This is a genomic window from Mesorhizobium sp. LEGMi-168a (genome assembly GCF_058312955.1).
Genome location: NZ_JBZEGV010000002.1, coordinates 53265 through 71340, shown reverse-complemented (window position 1 = coordinate 71340; position 18076 = coordinate 53265). Strand labels below are relative to the sequence as shown.

The window sequence follows — 18076 nt, the reverse complement described above, 5'->3', positions numbered from 1 at the left end:
CCGGAGCAGCGCTCCGGCCCTGTCGATCAGGCCCTATCGATCAGACGTTGTCGATCAGGCGTTCTCTTCGCCGCCCTCGAACTCGGCGTTCGGGTCGAAGAAGTTCTCCGGCCGGGCGTTGTCGTTGATGTCCTCGCCATAGATGGCTTCGGCCGTCGTCAGCGTTTCGCCCTTGGCCTGGCGCTCCGCCTCTTCCGCCGAGCGGGCGACGTTGAGCGTCACGGTGACCTCGACTTCCGGATGCAGCGCGATCGCCACATTGGAGAGGCCGATGGTCTTGATCGGCTGATTGAGCTCGATCTGGTTGCGGTTGACGGAGAAGCCCTCGGCGGTCAAGAGTTCGGCAATGTCGCGGGTCGACACCGAGCCGTAGAGCTGGCCGGTTTCGCCGGCCGAACGCACGACGATGAAGCTCTTGCCGTCGAGCTTCTCGGCGACCTGGCTGGCCTCCGACTTGCGCTCGAGGTTGCGGGCTTCGAGCTGGGCGCGCTGGCCCTCGAACTTCTTCTTGTTGGCTTCGTTGGCGCGCAGCGCCTTGCCCTGCGGCAGCAGGAAGTTGCGGGCGAACCCGTCCCTCACCTTGACGGTCTCGCCCATCTGGCCGAGGCGGGAAATGCGCTCGAGAAGAATGACTTCCATGGTTTCGTTCCTTCGGTTTTGGCGCCATCCGGGATGACGTCGGATTCTTTTGGAACAGGTCAGGAAGCAAAAGGGGCGTCGCCGCCGGTGTCGCTGTCCTGCCTGTCTCGGCAGTTAGAGGTTTATGGCCTCAACTCGGGATTTGTTGCGGCGCCCGTCGCCGTGGGATCGAAGCGGGCGGCAAGCCGCCCGCTTCAGTACTTTCAGCTTAGCGAACCACGTAGGGCAGCAGGCCGAGGAAGCGGGCGCGCTTGATCGCCTTGGCGAGCTCGCGCTGCTTCTTCTGGCTGACGGCGGTGATGCGCGACGGCACGATCTTGCCGCGCTCGGAAATGTAGCGCTGCAGCAGACGCACGTCCTTGTAATCGATCTTCGGGGCATTGGCGCCGGAGAACGGGCAGGTCTTGCGGCGGCGATGGAACGGACGCCGGGTCGGGATCTGGTTGATGTCGACCATTATTCTGCACCTCCTTCAACGCCTTCGCGCGGACGGCGCGGACCACGGTCGCCGCCGTCACGGTCGCCGAACGAACGCGGGCCACGGTCGCCGCGGTCGCGGTCGCCGAACGAGCGCGGGCCACGATCGCCGCGGTCGCGGTCGCCGAAGCCGCCGCGCTCGGAGCGCTCTTCGCGCTTCTGCATCATCGCCGAGGCACCTTCCTCATGCGCCTCGACCTTGACGGTGAGGAAGCGCAGCACGTCTTCCGACAGGCCCATCTGGCGCTCCATTTCGTTGAGCGCGGCCGGCGGGCAGGTGATGTCCATCAGCGTGTAGTAAGCCTTCCGGTTCTTCTTGACCCGGTAGGTGAGGGACTTCAGTCCCCAGTTCTCGATCCGGCCGACCGATCCGCCGTTGGCGGTGATGACGCCCTTGTACTGTTCGACAAGCGCATCAACCTGCTGCTGCGACAGGTCCTGCCGGGCAAGAAACACATGTTCGTAAAGAGCCATTATGTTTTACTGCCTTTCTTCGTTTCTCTCACCGGCCCTCGCGGCTAAGCCTCTGCAACTTGTCCGACCCGGTCCTGAAGGAGCGGGGAAGAAAGGAGCATCACGAGACGGTCGAGAGCGGAGACACGGGAGGCCAAAAGCGCTTAAGGCTTCATGACGTGGCCTTTGAAAAAGCCACGGCCCTCCGTTCAGCCCCCAGCAAGGACCGGCAGATTGCGGGCGTCTATACAGCAATTCCCCAGGAAGGCAAGGCCATGAGCCGGGATTGACGATCCCACAATGCCGCAGGGCTGGAATCTCCCGGCGCCCGCGGAATGGTGGCCAAATCAACTCGTATGGGCGACGAGCGGGGCCATCGTCTCGGGGAAGAAGTCGGGCGCCATGCGGCGTTTGCCGAACATCATGTCGTACTGGATAATCCGGAAATCGTTGATCCGCGGGTCGATCTTCTTCTGCCGCGCCCAGTCGGGCGTCGCCTCGCCGGAGGGCGAAAGCAGAAGGTTGCGGTCGACCACCCGATAGCGTTCGCGCAGCGCGCCGAGGAAGCCGGTGTAGTAGGGATGCGTGATGCCGGCGGTTGTGAGGATATGGTAGGGCAGGAAGGCAGGGCTCACCGAGCCCAGGTTCTCCACCGGACCGGAGCGGTTCGACCAGATGATCAGCGGCGTGTCGTGATGTTCGAGCGCCGCTTCGGGGGTCGGCTCCTTGCGCGGCGCGACATTGTCCTTGAGGAAGCCGGTCTCGACATAGACGGGGCCGAGCGGCGGCAGATGGTCGCCGAAGAAGGCGATGATGGTCGGCCGCGCGCGCTTCTTTGCCCAGTCGATCAATCGTTGCAGGCCGCGATCGGCGTCGGCCGAGCCTTCGGCGTAAGAGAGCAGCGATTCCCGCGCCCAGGTGCTGATCGGCGCCTCGATCTTGTGGGTCGGATTGTAATAGCGGTAGGGCTCGTAGGGCCCATGGTTCTGCAGGCTGACCGCGAACAGGAACACCGGCTGCTCACTGGCATCGGCCTCGCGGATGATCTCGTCGGTCATCGCCGCGTCGGAGGCCAGCGGCCCGCGCTTTTCCATCGGCGGCAACGTCTCTTCCGAGCGGAAGTCGTTGAAGCCGAAATCGGCATAGACGGCGCCGCGGTTCCAGAACCAGTTGGTGCCGGGATGGATGGCGCGCGCCCGGTAGCCCTCGCTCTTCAGGAAGGTCGCCAGCGACGGCGTCGGCGTGCGCACATATTGCTGGTAGGGGATCGAGCCCGCCGGCAGGAAGGCGTTGGAGAAGCCGGTCAGCGCCTCGAACTCGATGTTGGCTGTCATACCGCCGAATTCCGGCGAGAACATCGAGCCCGAGCGCAGCGCGCGCACCGTCGGGATCGGATCGGGCTTGATGCTGACGCCGGGAAGCTCCGTCGGATCCCAGAAGGATTCGCTCATCACCACGACGATGTCGGGCTTCTGATCGGGCACCGAGGCTGCAACCTCGGGACGCGCGATCGCGTCCATCGTCTTTTCGGAATAGCCGGGCGGCGCGGAGACATGCGCCATCGGCACGTTGAGCGCGAAGGCGAGCGCGAAGCCGTTGGAAGCGTAGTTCTCCTTCTGGTCCCACATGATCGGGATGATCTGCAGCCTGTCGCGCGTCCACGAGAAGGTGGCGTAATCCATGATCGAGACGAAGAAGGCGAGGAGCGGCACGGCCAGCGACAGCCGCGCCAGCCGTCCCTTGCGGCTGAGGATCGGCACACGCCGGCGCCAGAGCCGCCAGCCATAGACGAGCAGCGCCAAGCCGGCGATGATCGCCGCGGCAAGCAGCACGGCCGTCCAGGGCCGCTCACGCACCAGAAGCGGCATCAGCGCCATGATCTGGCGCGCATAGAGGAAATCCGCCGGATAGAGCGGATCGCCAAGATAATGCGATTTCTGGTGGCCGACGAAGGCCAGCGCCAGCGTCAGCGGCGCGACGATCATCAGGCTCTGATGGCTGCGGCCAAGTAAGGCGTCCAGCCCGATCAGCACCAGCGCGAAGATGATGATCGTGGTCCAGCCCGGCTTGAAGGGCTGCAGAAAGAAGTCCACCGTGCCGAAGAAGTCGCCGCGCACGATCCATTCGATGGCAAACACCAGAAGCGCGGCGGTAAGCAGGGTTGTGAGCCCGTAGCGTAGGGTCGGCCAGGGTCGCCCCGGCAGGTAGCCGGTGGACGGATCGTCTTCCAAAAATTGCGGCGCGGGCTTGGCCGCGCCTTTCCTGATCCTTGCCACTTTGCTTCCCCGGCCCGTGCTACGCGTCTTCCACACGCGTCACGCTACTGTCATCGAAATGTCACGCAAAGCTAGCGCCTGTGGCGGAAATAAGAAGAGCCAGCAAACGATTCGTGAGCGGTTTTCATCAGGTGTGATCGCCAAAAAGCCTGTTCGGAACAGGGACTCGGACCGGTTTTCCCTGCCGAAATGGACGCGGAACGGGCGCCTGCGGGCTTGACTTGGCTGTCCGCCTTGCGTCAGAGGCAGGGAAAAGTGAGCCTCTGGAGACCTTGAAATGGCCGTCGCATTCACCTTTCCGGGACAGGGCAGCCAGTCCGTCGGCATGGGCAAGGACCTCGCCGACGCTTTCCCCGAAGCGCGCCGCGTCTTCGAGGAAGTCGACGCCGCACTTGGCGAAAAGCTGTCGAAATTGATCTGGGAAGGGCCGGAAGAGACGCTGACGCTGACCGCCAACGCCCAGCCGGCGCTGATGGCGGTGTCCTTGGCGGCGCTGAGGGCGCTGGAATCGCGCGGCTTTTCGCTGAAGGACAAGGTGTCTTACGTCGCCGGCCATTCGCTCGGTGAATATTCAGCGCTTGCCGCTTCCGGTTTCGTTTCGGTCGCCGATGCCGCGCGGCTGCTGCGCATTCGCGGCAATGCCATGCAGGCGGCGGTGCCGGCGGGCGAGGGCGCCATGGCCGCCATCATCGGGCTCGAACAGGCCGATGTCGAAGCCGCCTGCGCGGAAGCGGGACAAGGCTCCGTCTGCCAGATCGCCAACGACAATGGCGGCGGCCAGCTGGTCATTTCCGGCGCCAAGGCGGCCGTCGAGCTGGCGGCGAAGCTCTGCACCGAAAAAGGCGCCAAGCGGGCCCTGATGCTGCAGGTTTCGGCACCCTTCCACTCGGCGCTGATGGCGCCGGCGGCCGAGATCATGCGCGAGGCGCTGGCGGGCGTCGCGAAGCAGGCGCCGGCGGTCCCAGTCGTCTCCAACGTTACCGTCACGCCGACCGGCGATCCGGACGAGATCGCCCGCCGCCTGGTCAAGCAGGTGACCGGCCGCGTGCGCTGGCGCGAGACGGTGGAATGGTTCGGCGCCAACGGCGTTGCGACGCTTTACGAAGTCGGCGCCGGCAAGGTGCTGTCCGGCTTGGCGCGCCGCATCAACCGCGACATCGCGACCGGCGCCATCGGCACGGCGGCGGAAGTTGAGGCTGCGCTGGCGGCCTTGAGCTGAAGTCGTCCCTCTTCTCTTGAATTTTTGGGGCCATAGCGATACATGAATACATGTATTCACCGGAGGCTCTCATGCCGACATCCATCCGCCTAGCGCCTGAAATCGAAGAACGCTTAGACTTTCTCGCCGCCAAGACCGGCCGCAGCAAAGCCTACTATCTGCGCGAACTCATTGAACGTGGGCTCGAAGATGTAGAGGACTACTATCTTGCCGCCGAAGTACTTGAACGGATCAGGCGAGGTGAGGAAGATGTCGTAAAGAGCGAGGATTTCTGGCGTGGCCTGGACGCTTGAGTACGCTCGCTCGGCTCGCAAATTTGTCGAACAACTGGATCCGCAAACACGCAATCGTATCCGCGATTTCATCGAAAACCGCCTTGCCGCTCTCGACAATCCGCGTGAGTTAGGCAAGCCGCTGAAAGGGCCTCTGGCGACTTTCTGGAGATACCGGGTTGGAGACTATCGCGTTATCTGCGATGTGCAGGACAGACGGCTCGTCATTCTAGTCGTTACCATAGGCCACCGAGGCGACGTCTACAGATAGTTCTGATCGCAGAATTACCCGATCTGAAAGGGGACAAAAAATGTTCGAATTGACCGGCCGCAAGGCGCTTGTCACCGGCGCATCGGGAGGCATCGGCGAGGCGATTGCCAGGGTGCTGCACAAACAGGGCGCGATCGTCGGCCTGCATGGCACCCGTGTGGAGAAGCTGGAAGCGCTCGCCGGCGATCTCGGCGATCGCGTGAAACTGTTCCCGGCGGATCTCACGAACCGCGACGCGGTCAAGGCGCTCGGCCAGAAGGCCGAGGCCGACCTCGAAGGCGTCGACATCCTGGTCAACAATGCCGGCATCACCAAGGACGGCCTTTTCGTGCGCATGTCGGACGCCGATTGGGATCAGGTGCTGGAGGTGAACCTCACCGCGGTGTTCCGGCTCACCCGCGAGCTCACCCATCCGATGATGCGCCGCCGCCACGGCCGCATTATCAACATCACCTCCGTGGTCGGCGTCACCGGCAATCCCGGCCAGACCAATTACTGCGCCTCCAAGGCCGGCATGATCGGCTTTTCCAAGTCGCTGGCGCAGGAGATCGCCACCCGCAACATCACCGTCAACTGCGTCGCCCCGGGCTTCATCGAATCGGCCATGACCGACAAGCTCAACGACAAGCAGAAAGAGACCATCATGGCGGCGATTCCGACCAGGCGCATGGGCACCAGCGCCGAGGTCGCTTCGGCGGTCGCCTATCTCGCCTCTAACGAAGCCGCCTACGTCACCGGCCAGACCATCCATGTGAATGGCGGCATGGCGATGATCTAAACGACCAAGGTCCGGTTGGCTTGTGAAAACAGCCATTTCGGCTTGGACGCCCGCCCTTTTTCGTGTAATGCGGCCGGCAACCCGGCGGTTCGGGCAAAAACCGGTCCTGTGGCGTTGCGTTTCCCACAAGACCATCTTTCAGCTTGATTAGCGGCATTCCGCCCGCTAACGAAGACAACACAACGTAAGACGAGGCCCCAAATGAGTGACACCGCAGAGCGCGTCAAGAAGATCGTCATCGAGCATCTCGGCGTCGATGCCGACAAAGTGACGGAGCAGGCGAGCTTCATCGACGATCTGGGCGCGGACAGCCTCGATACGGTCGAACTCGTCATGGCGTTCGAAGAAGAGTTCGGCGTCGAGATTCCGGACGACGCCGCCGAGACCATCCTGACTGTCGGCGATGCCGTAAAGTACATCGACAAGGCCTCGGCCTGAGGCTTTCCGCGGGCATCACCGGGAGGACCTGCGATGAGACGTGTCGTCGTCACGGGCCTTGGCCTGCTTTCGCCATTCGGCATGGGCGTCGAGCATAGCTGGAAAGAACTGCTTTCCGGCCGTAGCGCCGCCCGCCGCGTCACCGAGTTCGAGGTGGACGACCTTGCTTGCAAGATCGCCCACATCGTTCCGCGCGGCGACGGCTCCAACGGCACCTTCAATCCCGAGGCCATGCTCGAGCCGAAGGATCTGCGCAAGATCGGCGACTTCATCCTTTACGGCATCGCGGCCGCGGACGAGGCGCTGGCCGATTCCGGCTGGAAGCCCGAGACGCATGAGGATCAGTGCGCCACCGGCGTGCTGATCGGTTCCGGCATCGGCGGCATCGACGGCATCGCCGAGAACGCGCTGATCCTGAAGGAGCGCGGTCCGCGCCGCATCAGCCCCTTCTTCATCCCTGGACAGATCATCAATCTGGTCTCTGGCCAGGTTTCCATCCGGCACGGGCTGAAAGGTCCGAACCATGCGGTCGTCACCGCCTGCTCGACCGGCGCGCACGCCATCGGCGATGCCGCCCGGCTGATCATATGGGGCGATGCCGACGTCATGGTGGCCGGCGGCGCCGAGGCGCCGGTCACGCGGCTTTCCATGGCGGGGTTCGCCGCGTGCCGCGCGCTTTCCACCGAGCGCAATGATATGCCCGAGACCGCGTCGCGTCCCTATGACCGCGACCGCGACGGCTTCGTAATGGGCGAGGGCGCCGGCGTCGTTGTCTTGGAGGAGCTCGAGCACGCCAAGGCGCGCGGCGCCAGGATCTATGCCGAGGTCACCGGCTACGGCCTGACCGGCGATGCCTATCACATCACCGCTCCGGCCGAAGACGGCGACGGCGCGTTCCGCTGCATGACGGCGGCGCTGAACCGGGCGAAGCTCTCGCCCGCCGACATCGACTACATCAACGCGCACGGCACCTCGACCATGGCCGACACGATCGAGCTCGGCGCTGTCGAACGACTGGTCGGCAATGCCGCCTCCAAGATTTCGATGTCGTCGACCAAATCGTCGATCGGGCATCTATTGGGCGCCGCGGGCGCCGCGGAAGCGATCTTCTCGATCCTCGCCATCCGCGACAACATCGCCCCCGCCACCATCAACCTCGACAATCCGGAACGCGAGACGGCGATCGATCTCGTGCCGAACAAGCCGCGCCAGCGCCAGATCGATGTAGCGCTGTCCAACTCCTTCGGCTTTGGCGGCACCAACGCCTCGCTCGTCTTCCAACGTTATAATGGCTGAAAGGCCTGCCAGGGCAATCCCAGGAAAAGTGCGCAGCGGTTTTTCGTCCGGGATTGCTCAGAAACAGACAGCTAGCCGGCAGCCCCGCCATCTGCCGTCATTTTTGCCAAATTCTCCCCTAGCTTCCACTGGGGGATTCCTTGCGAGATGAGACGGTAGGGCGCTATGAATACAAATCCGGGCGGCGGGGAATTTGGACAGCGTCAGACGCAAGGACCGATCGTGCCCAAGACAGCCGCCGAAGCGCTGCGCCCCGAGGCCGGCACGCCGCCGCCGTCGAAACGCTCGCGCGCCTCGCGCAGCCAGGTCGTCGTGTTCCTGAATTTCTTCCTGTCGTTGGTCATCCTGGTGGTGCTCGCCTCCGGCGTGGCGCTCTATTTCGGCATGCAGGCCTTCGTCGAGCCGGGCCCGTCCGCCAACGGCGACACCTTCATGGTCAAGCCGAACACCGGCGTGCAGGAGATCGCCGACCAGCTTGAGCGTCGCGGCCTGGTCAGCGACGCGCGCATCTTCAGGCTTGGCGTGCGCGCCACCGGCAATGACTCCGCGCTGAAGGCCGGCGAATACGCCATCAAGCCGCGCGCCTCGATGCGCGACATCATGGAACTGCTCAAGAGCGGCAAGTCGGTGATGTATTCGCTGACCATCCCAGAGGGGCTGACGGTCGAGCAGGCGCTGCAGCGCGTGGCCGAGCAGGATGCGTTGACCGGAGACATGCCGGCGGCCGTGCCGCCGGAAGGCAGCATCGCAACCGACACGCTGCGCTTCACCCGCGGCGCCACCCGGCAGCAGATGATCGACAAGCTGGTCGCCGATCAGAAGAAGCTGGTCGATGACGTCTGGGAGCATCGCGCGCCCGACTTGCCGATCGCCAACATGGAGGACTTTGTCATCCTGGCCTCGATCGTCGAGAAGGAGACGGGCAGGGGCGACGAGCGCTCGCGCGTGGCCGCCGTCTTCCTCAACCGGCTGGCCAAGGGCATGCGGCTGCAATCCGACCCGACCATCATCTACGGCCTGTTCGGCGGCAAGGGCAAACCGGCCGACCGGCCGATCTACCAGTCCGACATCGACAAGCAGACGCCCTATAACACCTATCTGATCAAGGGTCTGCCGCCGACGCCGATCGCCAATCCAGGCCGCGCGGCGCTCGAGGCGGTGGCCAATCCGTCGAAGACCGGCGACCTTTATTTCGTCGCCGACGGCAATGGCGGCCATGTCTTTGCCGCGACGCTGGAAGAGCACAACCAGAACGTGGCCCGCTACCGCGCGGTGCAGAAGAAGCAGGCGGACGCCGCCGCCAAGGCCCCCGGTCAGACGACGACGCCGGCCGCTCCCGATGACAATGCCGGCGATAGCGGCGAGAATGGCGACGCGGGCGGCGACGCGGGCCAGTAGGCGGCGGTTGCCGGATCTGTCACGCCTCCTTTGACGCCGGGCCGTATTCATGTTTTGAGGGGATATCCGGCGCCCGGCCGAAGGTCAGGCGTCTTGCAAGGGTGCGCATGTTCGGGCAATCGCGCCCGGACCTGCGACAGGGGGTGACGGCATCATGAACGTGCAGAGCATGACCGGTTTCGCGCGTGCCATTGCCGAGTGCAACGGCACGTCGGTCGCCTGGGAGGTGAAATCGGTCAATGGCAAGAGCGTCGAGGTGAGGCTGAGGCTGCCGCAAGGTTTCGACCGGCTGGAAACCGCTGTACGGCAGACCGTGCAGAAGCGCTTCGCGCGCGGCAATTTCCAGGCGACGCTGACCGTTGGCCGCGCTGCCGCGCAGCAGGTGCAACCGGTGGTCAACGAGGTTTTCCTGAAGGATCTGGCGGGCCTTGCCAAGCGCTTGCAGGAACAGTTCGGCACTCAGCCCGCGACCGCTGACGGGCTGCTTGCTCTGCGCGGCGTGCTCGACATTCCGGAGGCCGTCGAGACCGAGGCGGAGCGGGCCGCTCTCGACGCCGCGATTCTGTCGGCGCTGGACCTGGCGCTTGCCGGGTTGGAGCAGGCAAGGCAGAGTGAGGGTGCCGCATTGCGCGCGCTGTTGTCGGGCCACATCGACATAATCGAGGCGCTGACGCTGAAGGCCGAGGCCGACCCGTCGCGCGAGCCGGCGGCGATCCGCGAGCGCATGGCCGAGCAGGTCCGCCTGCTGATGGATGCGTCGGCCAATCTCGACGCCAGTCGGCTGCATCAGGAAGCGGCGTTCCTCGCCACCAAGGCCGATATCCGCGAGGAGATCGACCGGCTGAAGACGCATGTCGCTTCCGCGCGTGCGCTGCTCAAAAGCGGCGGCGCCGTCGGCCGCAAGCTCGATTTTCTGGCGCAGGAATTCAATCGCGAATCGAATACCTTGTGCTCGAAGTCGAACGCCGCCGCAGTCACCGCGATCGGGCTGGAGCTCAAGGCGGTGGTCGACCAGTTTCGCGAACAGGTTCAGAATCTGGAGTGACGGGGATGGTTGCCAAGGAGCCGACGGCTGCCAGGGATTTGGGGTCCCGCATCCGCCGCCGCGGGCTGATGCTGGTGCTGTCGTCGCCGTCGGGCGCGGGCAAGTCGACGATCGCGCGCAATCTTCTGGAAAGCGATTCGAGCCTGGAGCTGTCGGTCTCCGTCACCACCAGGCCGCGCCGCGGCTCGGAGATCGAAGGCGTCCACTACCATTTCCGCACGATGCGCGAATTCGAGCGACTGCGCGATTCCGATGCGCTGCTGGAATGGGCCGAGGTGCACGGCAATTTCTATGCGACGCCTCGCGAGCCGGCGGAACTGGCATTGGCCGAAGGTCGCGACATGCTGTTCGACATCGACTGGCAGGGCGCCCAGCAGCTCAAGGAGAAGATGCGCGCCGACATCGTCTCGATCTTCATCCTGCCGCCCTCGATGAAGGAATTGAAGGCGCGCCTGAAGCGCCGCGCCGAGGACCAGGAATCCGTCATCGAGACCAGGCTGAAGAATGCCCGCGTCGAGATCGAGCACTGGAAGGAATATGACTTCGTCATCGTCAACGACGATCTCGACCGCGCCTTCGGCGAGGTGCGCGCCATCGTCACCTCCGAGCGCCTGCGCCGCGATAGGCGGCCGGGCCTGTTCGATTTCATTTCGGGATTGCTGGACGAGAAGACGGAGTAGGGCGATGCGCCTTTCCTTCTCCCCTTGTGGGAGAAGGTGGCTCGGCGCGCAGCGCCGAGACGGATGAGGGGTGTTGGAAGAAACGAGGCGTCTGAGGATCAGGGGTTCGAGGCGCCTAGATATTTACCCGCCTCACTCCGTCCAGCACCCCTCATCCGTCGCCTTCGGCGACACCTTCTCCCACAAGGGAGAAGGGAAGGGCGCAGCTACACCGCGTTCGTCAACCTTACGAACTCTTCCACGCTCAACGTTTCCGCCCGCCGCGTCGGGTCGATGCCGGCTCGCACCAGCAAGGCCTCGCCGCCCAGGCTTTTCACGCTTTGCCTCAGCATCTTTCGGCGCTGGCCGAAGGCGGCTTCGGTGACGCGGCCGAGCCTCTTGCCGTCGGCGGGAAGCGGCGATGCGCGCGGCACCAAATGCACCACCGAGGAGGTGACCTTGGGCGGCGGGGTGAAAGCCTGCGGCGGCACGTCGAAGGCGATCTTTGCTTCCGTGCGCCAGCCGGCAAGCACGCCGAGCCGGCCATAGGCGTCGCTGCCGGGGCTGGCGGTGATGCGTTCGGCCACCTCGCGCTGGAACATCAGCGTCATCGATTGATAGAAGGGCGGCCAGTCGGCCACCGTCAGCCAGCGGATCAGAAGCTCCGTGCCGATATTGTAAGGCAGGTTGGCGGCGATCTTCACCGGGCCGCCATTCGCGGTCCTGGCAAGGGCAGCGAAATCCGTCTTCAGCGCATCGCCGGGAATGACTTCCAGCCGGCCGGGATAGTGGCTGGACACCTCGGCCAGCGCCTCGAGGCAGCGCTCGTCGCGCTCGATGGCGATCACGCGCCGCGCGCCGTTAAAGAGCAGCGCCCTGGTCAGTCCGCCGGGGCCGGGGCCGACCTCGATCACCGTCGCCTCGGCGAGGTCACCGGCCGCACGCGCGATCTTGGCTGTCAGGTTGAGGTCGAGCAGAAAATTCTGGCCGAGCGCCTTCTTCGCCTGCAGGCCATGGCGCTCGATCACCTCGCGCAGCGGCGGCAATCCGTCGATGGTCACGCGCCCGCTCAATCGAGCCTCATGCGGCCGCGGCCTGGCGGCCGCTGTCGGCAAGCCGGCGCGCGAGCCTCAGCGCCGCGATCAGGCTGTCGGCGCGCGCGATGCCCTTGCCGGCGATGTCGAAGGCCGTGCCATGGTCCGGCGAGGTGCGGATGAAGGGCAGGCCAAGCGTCACGTTGACGGCCTCGTCGAAAGCCAGCGTCTTGGCCGGGATCAGCGCCTGGTCGTGATACATGCAGAGCGCCGCGTCATAGCCGGCGCGTGCCCGCGGATGGAACATGGTGTCGGCCGGCAGCGGTCCGACCGCATCGATGCCTTCCGCTTGAAGCGCCTCAACGGCCGGAAGGACGATGGCAAGGTCCTCTGAGCCCATCGCGCCGCCTTCGCCGGCATGCGGATTGAGCCCGGCAATGGCAAGCCGCGGCCGAGCGATGCCGAAGCGGCTTTTGAGATCGGTAGCGGTGATGCGGGCGGTGGCCACGATCAATTCCGTTGTCAGAACCTTCGGCACCTCGGCGAGCGGGATATGGATGGTGACCGGAACGGTGCGCAACTCGGGTCCGGCGAGCAGCATCACCGGTGTCACCTCGATGCCCGTGCGGCGCGAGGCCAGATGCGCCAGGTATTCGGTATGGCCGGGGAAGCGGAAGCCGGCGTCGTAGAGTGGCTTCTTGGCGATGGGGCAGGTGACCACCGCAGCGGCGTGGCCGGCGAGGCAGTCGGCGACGGCGCGGTCGATCGCTTCGATGGTGCCCGCGGCATTGGCCGGATTGGGCTTTCCGGGACTGTCCAGGTGGCGGGCGTAGAGCGGAACGACGGGCAGCGCGCGGGGAAAATGATGCGCCGCTTGCCCCGGCACTGTCTCCATGATCGCCACGGTGGCGCCGATCTCGCGCGCACGGGCCTCGATCAGGGCTGGATCGGCGAGCAGGTAGAAAGGCGGCACGCCGGCACTGTCGCCCGCCTGCCAGGCGGCGATGGCGATCTCAGGCCCAACGCCGGAGGGATCACCGACACTGAGCGCCAGCGGCGCATCGGTCCTGCGCATGTTCATGGCATCCTGAGGCATGCCCTGCCTGCTTCGGGGCAGGGCGGGAGGATCGAGCCTTGCTCTGTCATTCGCCGAGACGGCCTAGCGCTCGACGATGGTGGCCTTCTTGCGCAGTTCCTCGACATATTTTTTGCTGAGCTCGTCGGCGTCCTTGTCGTTGCTGCCGCCTTCGGCCTGGAAGACCATCTGCGCGGCCTTGTCGTCGGAAACCTCGCGCGAGGAGCAGATGCCGATGAATTCGACGCCGCGTTCGGTCTCGCGCGTCGGCGTCGCCCCGCCGACCTTGGTCGCCTTGATCTGCTCGGCCCAGTCGGGCGGCAATTGCGGCGCCAGCACCCGGCCGAGATCGCGCACCGTGACGTCGATCAGCCCCTTGGCGAATTCGCGCGTGGTGTTGCAGCCATTGAAGCGGGCGCGCATGGCATCGGCCTCACGCTTGCGCTTGGCGAGCGTCGAGGCGCGCTCGGAGGCCGGCACCACAAAAATCACCTGCTGCAGCATGTATTCCATGGCGGTCGGCTTGGAGCCGCCCTTGTCGAGCATGCGGCGGACCGCATCCTGCTCGGTCACCGAGCCGCCCTCGCCGGAACGGTAACGCGCGCCAAGGGCCTGGTTCCAGGCCATCTGCGCGCGGATGAATTCCTTGAAATGCTCCTTGGTGACGCCTGATTGCGACATGACTGCGTCGAGCTTGGCCAGCGGCATCTTGTTGTTGGAGGCGAAGCGCTGATAGGCGGCATCGACCTGCTGGTCGGTGATGCGGATGCCGAGCCGCCTGGCTTCGGCAAGGCGCAGCGTCTGGTCGATCATCTCCTGCGCCGCATCGCCCTTCTTGCGCTGCAGCTTGAAGAATGCGGCGCGGTGCGCGATGTCGCCGGTGGTGATCGGTATGTTGTTGACGACATATTTGATCTGGCTGGCGAACGCCGGCGGCGTCATCGCCGTGATCGAAACCGAGGTCGCCGCCACCAGCAGCGCGAATCCTGCCGAAAACAGGTATTTCCTCATCTCACCTTCCCAATTCTTACCCGCCACGCCGGCGCCGCACGTCCTCCGAACGCATGCGCTATGTGGTCGACCCCATGCCCGTCCTATGCGGCGAAACAATGTCGCCGGCACATGTCCCCGAGAATCGGCCCCATTTTCGAAGCTTCGCGCGCCAAATCAAGGTCCACGCGATCGTCTGCGCCCGAAGCGACACGCAACGCCGCAGCCTGTGCCTGCCGTCGCTTACTGGCTCCCCCGCTTACTGGATCGTGTCGACGGCGCTGGTCGAGGTGCCGAAATCGCCGAGGGTGCGGAACGACAGGTTGAAGCCGATATTCTGCGACACTTCCTTGGTGACCGTGTCGCGCGTCTGCGAGAACGTCATCACATAGGTGAAACAGGAATCGTTGTAGGCGAAGCCGACGCCGTCCTTGACCAGGACGCTTGTCTCCAGATCGTAGGTGCCGGTGCCGAAGACTCGCCAGCTCTGGGCCAGATGCGTCGAGGCGCCGAGCGTCACCTCATGGCGGTCCGTGGTGAAGCCGTAGAGCGGCTGCGCCTGGATGAAGGCATATTTGGCGCTGAGCGAAACCGGCAGGCCGGAATAGGCGGCCTTGATCTCCGCGCGCCTGACCTCGAAGGTCTGCTCGTCGAAACGGCCGCTGAGCGAGCCGGAGAAGCCGCTCGGGCTGTTGAAGCCGACAAGGCCGACATAGTCGGATTTCGCGGTCTGCAGTCCCGAATAGGCGCCGACATTGACGAGGTCCGGCGCGTCGAACGAGTTCTCGCCGCCCAGCTGATAGGATTGGCCGAAGATGGCGTTGGTGCCCCAGCCGTTGTCATAGGCGCCCGAATAGCGGAAGCCGACATTGGCGCGCGTGCCGCCCTCGATGCGGTCGTAGCCCGAGAACTTGTCGCGTTCGAACAGCGTGGTTGCGTCGAAGACGAAGCTCTGCGCGTCCTCGTTCGGAACCGCCAGCCCCCCGACATATTGCTCGTTCGGACGCACGAAGATCTGCGCCGTCGGCTCCAGTATGTGGCTGGAGTTCGGCATCGAGAACAGGAGCGGCCAGCGCGCCTCGAGGCCCAGCGTGGCCATGTAGCGGGCGAGCGACGAGCGCATGTCGACGTTCTCGCCGAGATTCGCCGCCATCTGGTTGACCGCGGCCAGCGATTCGGATGTGGTCGACACATAGCCTGCGTCGCCACGGAAGGCGAGCAACGGCGTCAGCTGCAGGCCGCCATCGGTGGTGAAGGTGCGCTTCCATTCGGCTTCGGCCGTCAATCGGCTCGATTGCCCCTCGAGGCCGCGCACATTGTTGATGGAGTTTTTATCGGTTTGATCGGCCAGCACTGCATCCAGCCGGTCGCGGCTGATGACGCGCGCATTGACATTGAGCGACAACTGGCCGCCGGCCACCGCCGTGTCGGGGATATAGGCGTAGTCGAATGACGGCAGCACCCAGGGCTGCTTGGCCGCGCGCGCCGTCGGATCGCTGGAGAGCGTGTCTTCCTGCACCTCGAAGCGCATCGCCCTGACGTCGAAATAATTGCGGTCGCTCAGGCCCGTCAGATAGATCGACGACTGGTGGACGAGGTCGTTGTAGCCGTCGATGTTATAGGTGCGCGAGAAGTTCTTGTCGGTCTGGAGCAGCACGTCCCAGCCGAAATTCCAGCGCTCGTTGATGGCGAACTGGCCCTTGGTGCCCATCATGCCGCGGAACTTGTTGGGATCGTTAGGCTCGCCCGAATCGACGGTATAGCGATTGCCCGTGCCGATGAAGGCGTCGGGATCCTGCTGCTGGATGCCGGCGATCTTCAGGCTGTATTCGCCATTGTTGAAGCGCTGGCGCCATTCGGCCTCGCCGAGGAAGCCCTGCTTGGTGTAGCCGGTTCCGGTGGCGGTCAGGTCGTAGGTCGGCGAGAGCGCGAAATAATAGGGGACTTTGACGCCGACGCCGAGATGGGTGTTGTAGACGATGCCCGGGATCAGGAAGCCGCTCTTGCGCTTGACCGTCGGGTCGGCGATCTCGAAGGCCGGCAGATAGGCAAGCGGAAAGCCGAAGAACTCGAAATTCGCGTTCTCGAAGCGAACCGTCTTCTTCTCGCCGTTCCAGATGATCTTTCTCGCCTTGACGCGCCATGTCGGCGCCGAATCGGGCTTGTCCTCACAAGGCTCGCAGGCGGTGTAGACGCCGTTGTGGAACGTCGTCAGAACGCCGCCCATGCGTTCGGCGCTCTCGGAAGCGAAATAGGCATCGTTGACCGTCTGGACGCGCAAGGCGTTGACGAAACCGTCGGCGAAGTCGTCGGTGATGTCGATATGGTCGGTGTTGATCTTGGTGCCGTCGCTGTTGATCAACTCGACGGCGCCGCTGGCGACAAGCCGCTTGGTGTCGCGGTTGTATTCGACGCGCTGGGCGACGAGCTTGTTGCCGCCATAGTCGATCTGCACGCTGCCGACGGCGGTCACGGTGTGGTTGTCGTTGTTGTAGACGAGCGTGTCGGCGGCCAGCAGCATCTGCGTGCCCGAGGGCACGGGATTCGCCGTGATAGTCTGCGCCAGCGCCGGTACCGTCGGTACCACGCAGGCAAACAGACATGCCAAGGCTGTCGCCCCATAAAGGCGTGCCAAACCGGCCTGCCTATGGCTGCGCAAACCAGCCTCCCTCACTAGCCGTCTTCCTTGTATAGCAGAAAAGTCACCCCAAAGAACATAGCCACGACAACCGGAACCCATGCAGCCACCATTGTAGGCACGAATCCGGCGACCCCGAATGCCTTGACCAGTACCGAAACGACATAAAGCAGAAAGCCGGCCAGGACGCCACCCAGAATCATCGTCGCCGACTGCCCCATTCGCGCAAATCTCATTGAAACCGTTGCCGCAATCAGCGTCATGGCGACGAGGAGGAACGGCAGAGCCACCAGCGAATCAAACTGCATGGCGAAGGCATTTGCCTTGAGCCCGAAGGAGCGGGCAACCTCGATCTTGCTGGGCAGTTCGTAGAACGGGATGGTTTCCGGGCGCGCCAGGCGCTCCTGCACGAATTCCGGCTTGAGATTGGTGGGCACGCGGTCGGAGGCCTCGGGACGGATATTGCCGTCCTTGAACACCTTGACGTCCTGCAATTCCCAGTAGCCGTCGCGCAGGAAGGCGTGCGCGGCATCCTTGCGCTCGACGATGTTGCCCTGCTGGTCGAGGACGAAGAACACCGCGTCGGCCATCTCCAGGCCCTGGTTGAGGATGGCGCGGGCGCCGATGATGGTGTCGCCGGAGCTGGTCTTTTGCCTCAGCCACGGCGTCGTGTCCTGCGGGACGGCGTTCGACTTGCCGGCCCGCAGCTGGTTTTCCATCTGCTCGGACCATGAAAAGCCATGCGCGGCGATCGGATTGAGCACGCCGACCGACAGCACGCCGAACATCAGCGCCCCGACGCAGCACGGGAACAGGAACTGCCAGGCCGAAACGCCGGCCGAGCGCGCGATGACCAGTTCGTAGCGGCGGTTGAGCGACACCAGCGTCGCCATCGCCGAGAACAGCCCGACGAAAGGCACCGTCTGCAGCATGATCATCGGCATCCTCAGCGCCGAAATGGCGAAGGCGGTGCCGTAGGTGAAGCCCGGCAGCCCGGTCGTGCGGCCCGAAAGCTCGGTGAAATCGATCAGGAACACCAGCGCCAAAAGGCCGAGAAAGAACCAGACGGTGATCGTCACATAGCGAAAGAAGAAATAGCGGCCCAGCGTCCAGCCCAT

The 18076-nt window shown here is 64.4% G+C and carries 18 protein-coding genes; 9 read left to right on the top strand and 9 right to left on the bottom strand.

Annotated features, from left to right (window positions below; all coding sequences use genetic code 11):
• Nucleotides 1-54: 54 nt before the first annotated feature.
• The 4 genes from rplI to AC4FWB_RS03670 form a co-directional block, all read right to left on the bottom strand.
• On the bottom strand, nt 55-639 hold the full coding sequence (gene rplI / locus AC4FWB_RS03685; protein ID WP_491024418.1) for a 50S ribosomal protein L9: 585 nt from the start codon (nt 637-639) through the stop codon (nt 55-57).
• Between the two features lie 208 nt (nt 640-847).
• Entirely contained in the window at nt 848-1096 is a 249-nt protein-coding gene (rpsR, locus tag AC4FWB_RS03680; RefSeq protein ID WP_006203718.1) for a 30S ribosomal protein S18, read from the bottom strand.
• Nucleotides 1096-1590: a 30S ribosomal protein S6 gene (rpsF, locus tag AC4FWB_RS03675; protein WP_491024416.1), complete on the bottom strand. Its 495-nt coding sequence runs from the start codon at nt 1588-1590 to the stop codon at nt 1096-1098. The genes rpsR and rpsF overlap by 1 nt, the downstream gene beginning before the upstream one ends.
• Nucleotides 1591-1916: 326 nt before the next feature.
• Nucleotides 1917-3845 (bottom strand): LTA synthase family protein, encoded by a 1929-nt coding sequence (locus tag AC4FWB_RS03670; RefSeq protein WP_491024415.1) that lies wholly within the window; start codon nt 3843-3845, stop codon nt 1917-1919.
• A gap of 277 nt (nt 3846-4122) precedes the next feature.
• Here AC4FWB_RS03670 and fabD point away from each other — a divergent pair, with 277 nt between their 5' ends.
• From fabD to gmk, 9 genes are all read left to right on the top strand, one after another.
• The gene (gene fabD, locus AC4FWB_RS03665) at nt 4123-5064 is read left to right on the top strand and encodes an ACP S-malonyltransferase (protein ID WP_491024414.1); all 942 of its coding nucleotides are present in this window, start codon (nt 4123-4125) and stop codon (nt 5062-5064) included.
• Between the two features lie 71 nt (nt 5065-5135).
• Entirely contained in the window at nt 5136-5357 is a 222-nt protein-coding gene (relB, locus tag AC4FWB_RS03660; RefSeq protein WP_127864915.1) for a type II toxin-antitoxin system RelB family antitoxin, read from the top strand.
• Nucleotides 5341-5607, top strand: coding sequence for a type II toxin-antitoxin system RelE family toxin (locus tag AC4FWB_RS03655; protein WP_491024413.1), 267 nt, complete (start codon nt 5341-5343; stop codon nt 5605-5607). The genes relB and AC4FWB_RS03655 overlap by 17 nt, the downstream gene beginning before the upstream one ends.
• Nucleotides 5608-5647: 40 nt before the next feature.
• On the top strand, nt 5648-6385 hold the full coding sequence (fabG, locus tag AC4FWB_RS03650) for a 3-oxoacyl-[acyl-carrier-protein] reductase (protein ID WP_491024412.1): 738 nt from the start codon (nt 5648-5650) through the stop codon (nt 6383-6385).
• 201 nt (nt 6386-6586) lie between these two features.
• Nucleotides 6587-6823, top strand: coding sequence for an acyl carrier protein (locus tag AC4FWB_RS03645; protein ID WP_006203723.1), 237 nt, complete (start codon nt 6587-6589; stop codon nt 6821-6823).
• A 33-nt stretch (nt 6824-6856) separates the two neighbouring features.
• Entirely contained in the window at nt 6857-8119 is a 1263-nt protein-coding gene (gene fabF / locus AC4FWB_RS03640; protein ID WP_491024407.1) for a beta-ketoacyl-ACP synthase II, read from the top strand.
• Between the two features lie 165 nt (nt 8120-8284).
• Nucleotides 8285-9517 carry an endolytic transglycosylase MltG gene (mltG, locus tag AC4FWB_RS03635; protein ID WP_491024406.1) on the top strand — a complete coding sequence of 411 codons (1233 nt, stop codon included), beginning with the start codon at nt 8285-8287 and terminating at the stop codon, nt 9515-9517.
• Between the two features lie 154 nt (nt 9518-9671).
• A complete protein-coding gene (locus AC4FWB_RS03630) occupies nt 9672-10562 on the top strand; it encodes a YicC/YloC family endoribonuclease (protein WP_491024405.1) in 891 nt (296 codons plus the stop codon).
• A gap of 5 nt (nt 10563-10567) precedes the next feature.
• On the top strand, nt 10568-11242 hold the full coding sequence (gene gmk / locus AC4FWB_RS03625; RefSeq protein ID WP_491024404.1) for a guanylate kinase: 675 nt from the start codon (nt 10568-10570) through the stop codon (nt 11240-11242).
• Between the two features lie 206 nt (nt 11243-11448).
• On the opposite strand, the gene rsmA is transcribed toward gmk, so the two are convergent.
• The 5 genes from rsmA to lptG form a co-directional block, all read right to left on the bottom strand.
• Nucleotides 11449-12282 (bottom strand): 16S rRNA (adenine(1518)-N(6)/adenine(1519)-N(6))-dimethyltransferase RsmA, encoded by an 834-nt coding sequence (gene rsmA, locus AC4FWB_RS03620; RefSeq protein WP_491024835.1) that lies wholly within the window; start codon nt 12280-12282, stop codon nt 11449-11451.
• 19 nt (nt 12283-12301) lie between these two features.
• On the bottom strand, nt 12302-13330 hold the full coding sequence (gene pdxA / locus AC4FWB_RS03615; RefSeq protein WP_491024834.1) for a 4-hydroxythreonine-4-phosphate dehydrogenase PdxA: 1029 nt from the start codon (nt 13328-13330) through the stop codon (nt 12302-12304).
• Between the two features lie 84 nt (nt 13331-13414).
• Entirely contained in the window at nt 13415-14341 is a 927-nt protein-coding gene (locus AC4FWB_RS03610; protein WP_491024403.1) for a peptidylprolyl isomerase, read from the bottom strand.
• A gap of 238 nt (nt 14342-14579) precedes the next feature.
• Entirely contained in the window at nt 14580-16994 is a 2415-nt protein-coding gene (locus AC4FWB_RS03605) for an LPS assembly protein LptD (RefSeq protein ID WP_491024402.1), read from the bottom strand.
• Nucleotides 16994-18076: an LPS export ABC transporter permease LptG gene (lptG, locus tag AC4FWB_RS03600; protein WP_491024401.1), complete on the bottom strand. Its 1083-nt coding sequence runs from the start codon at nt 18074-18076 to the stop codon at nt 16994-16996. The genes AC4FWB_RS03605 and lptG overlap by 1 nt, the downstream gene beginning before the upstream one ends.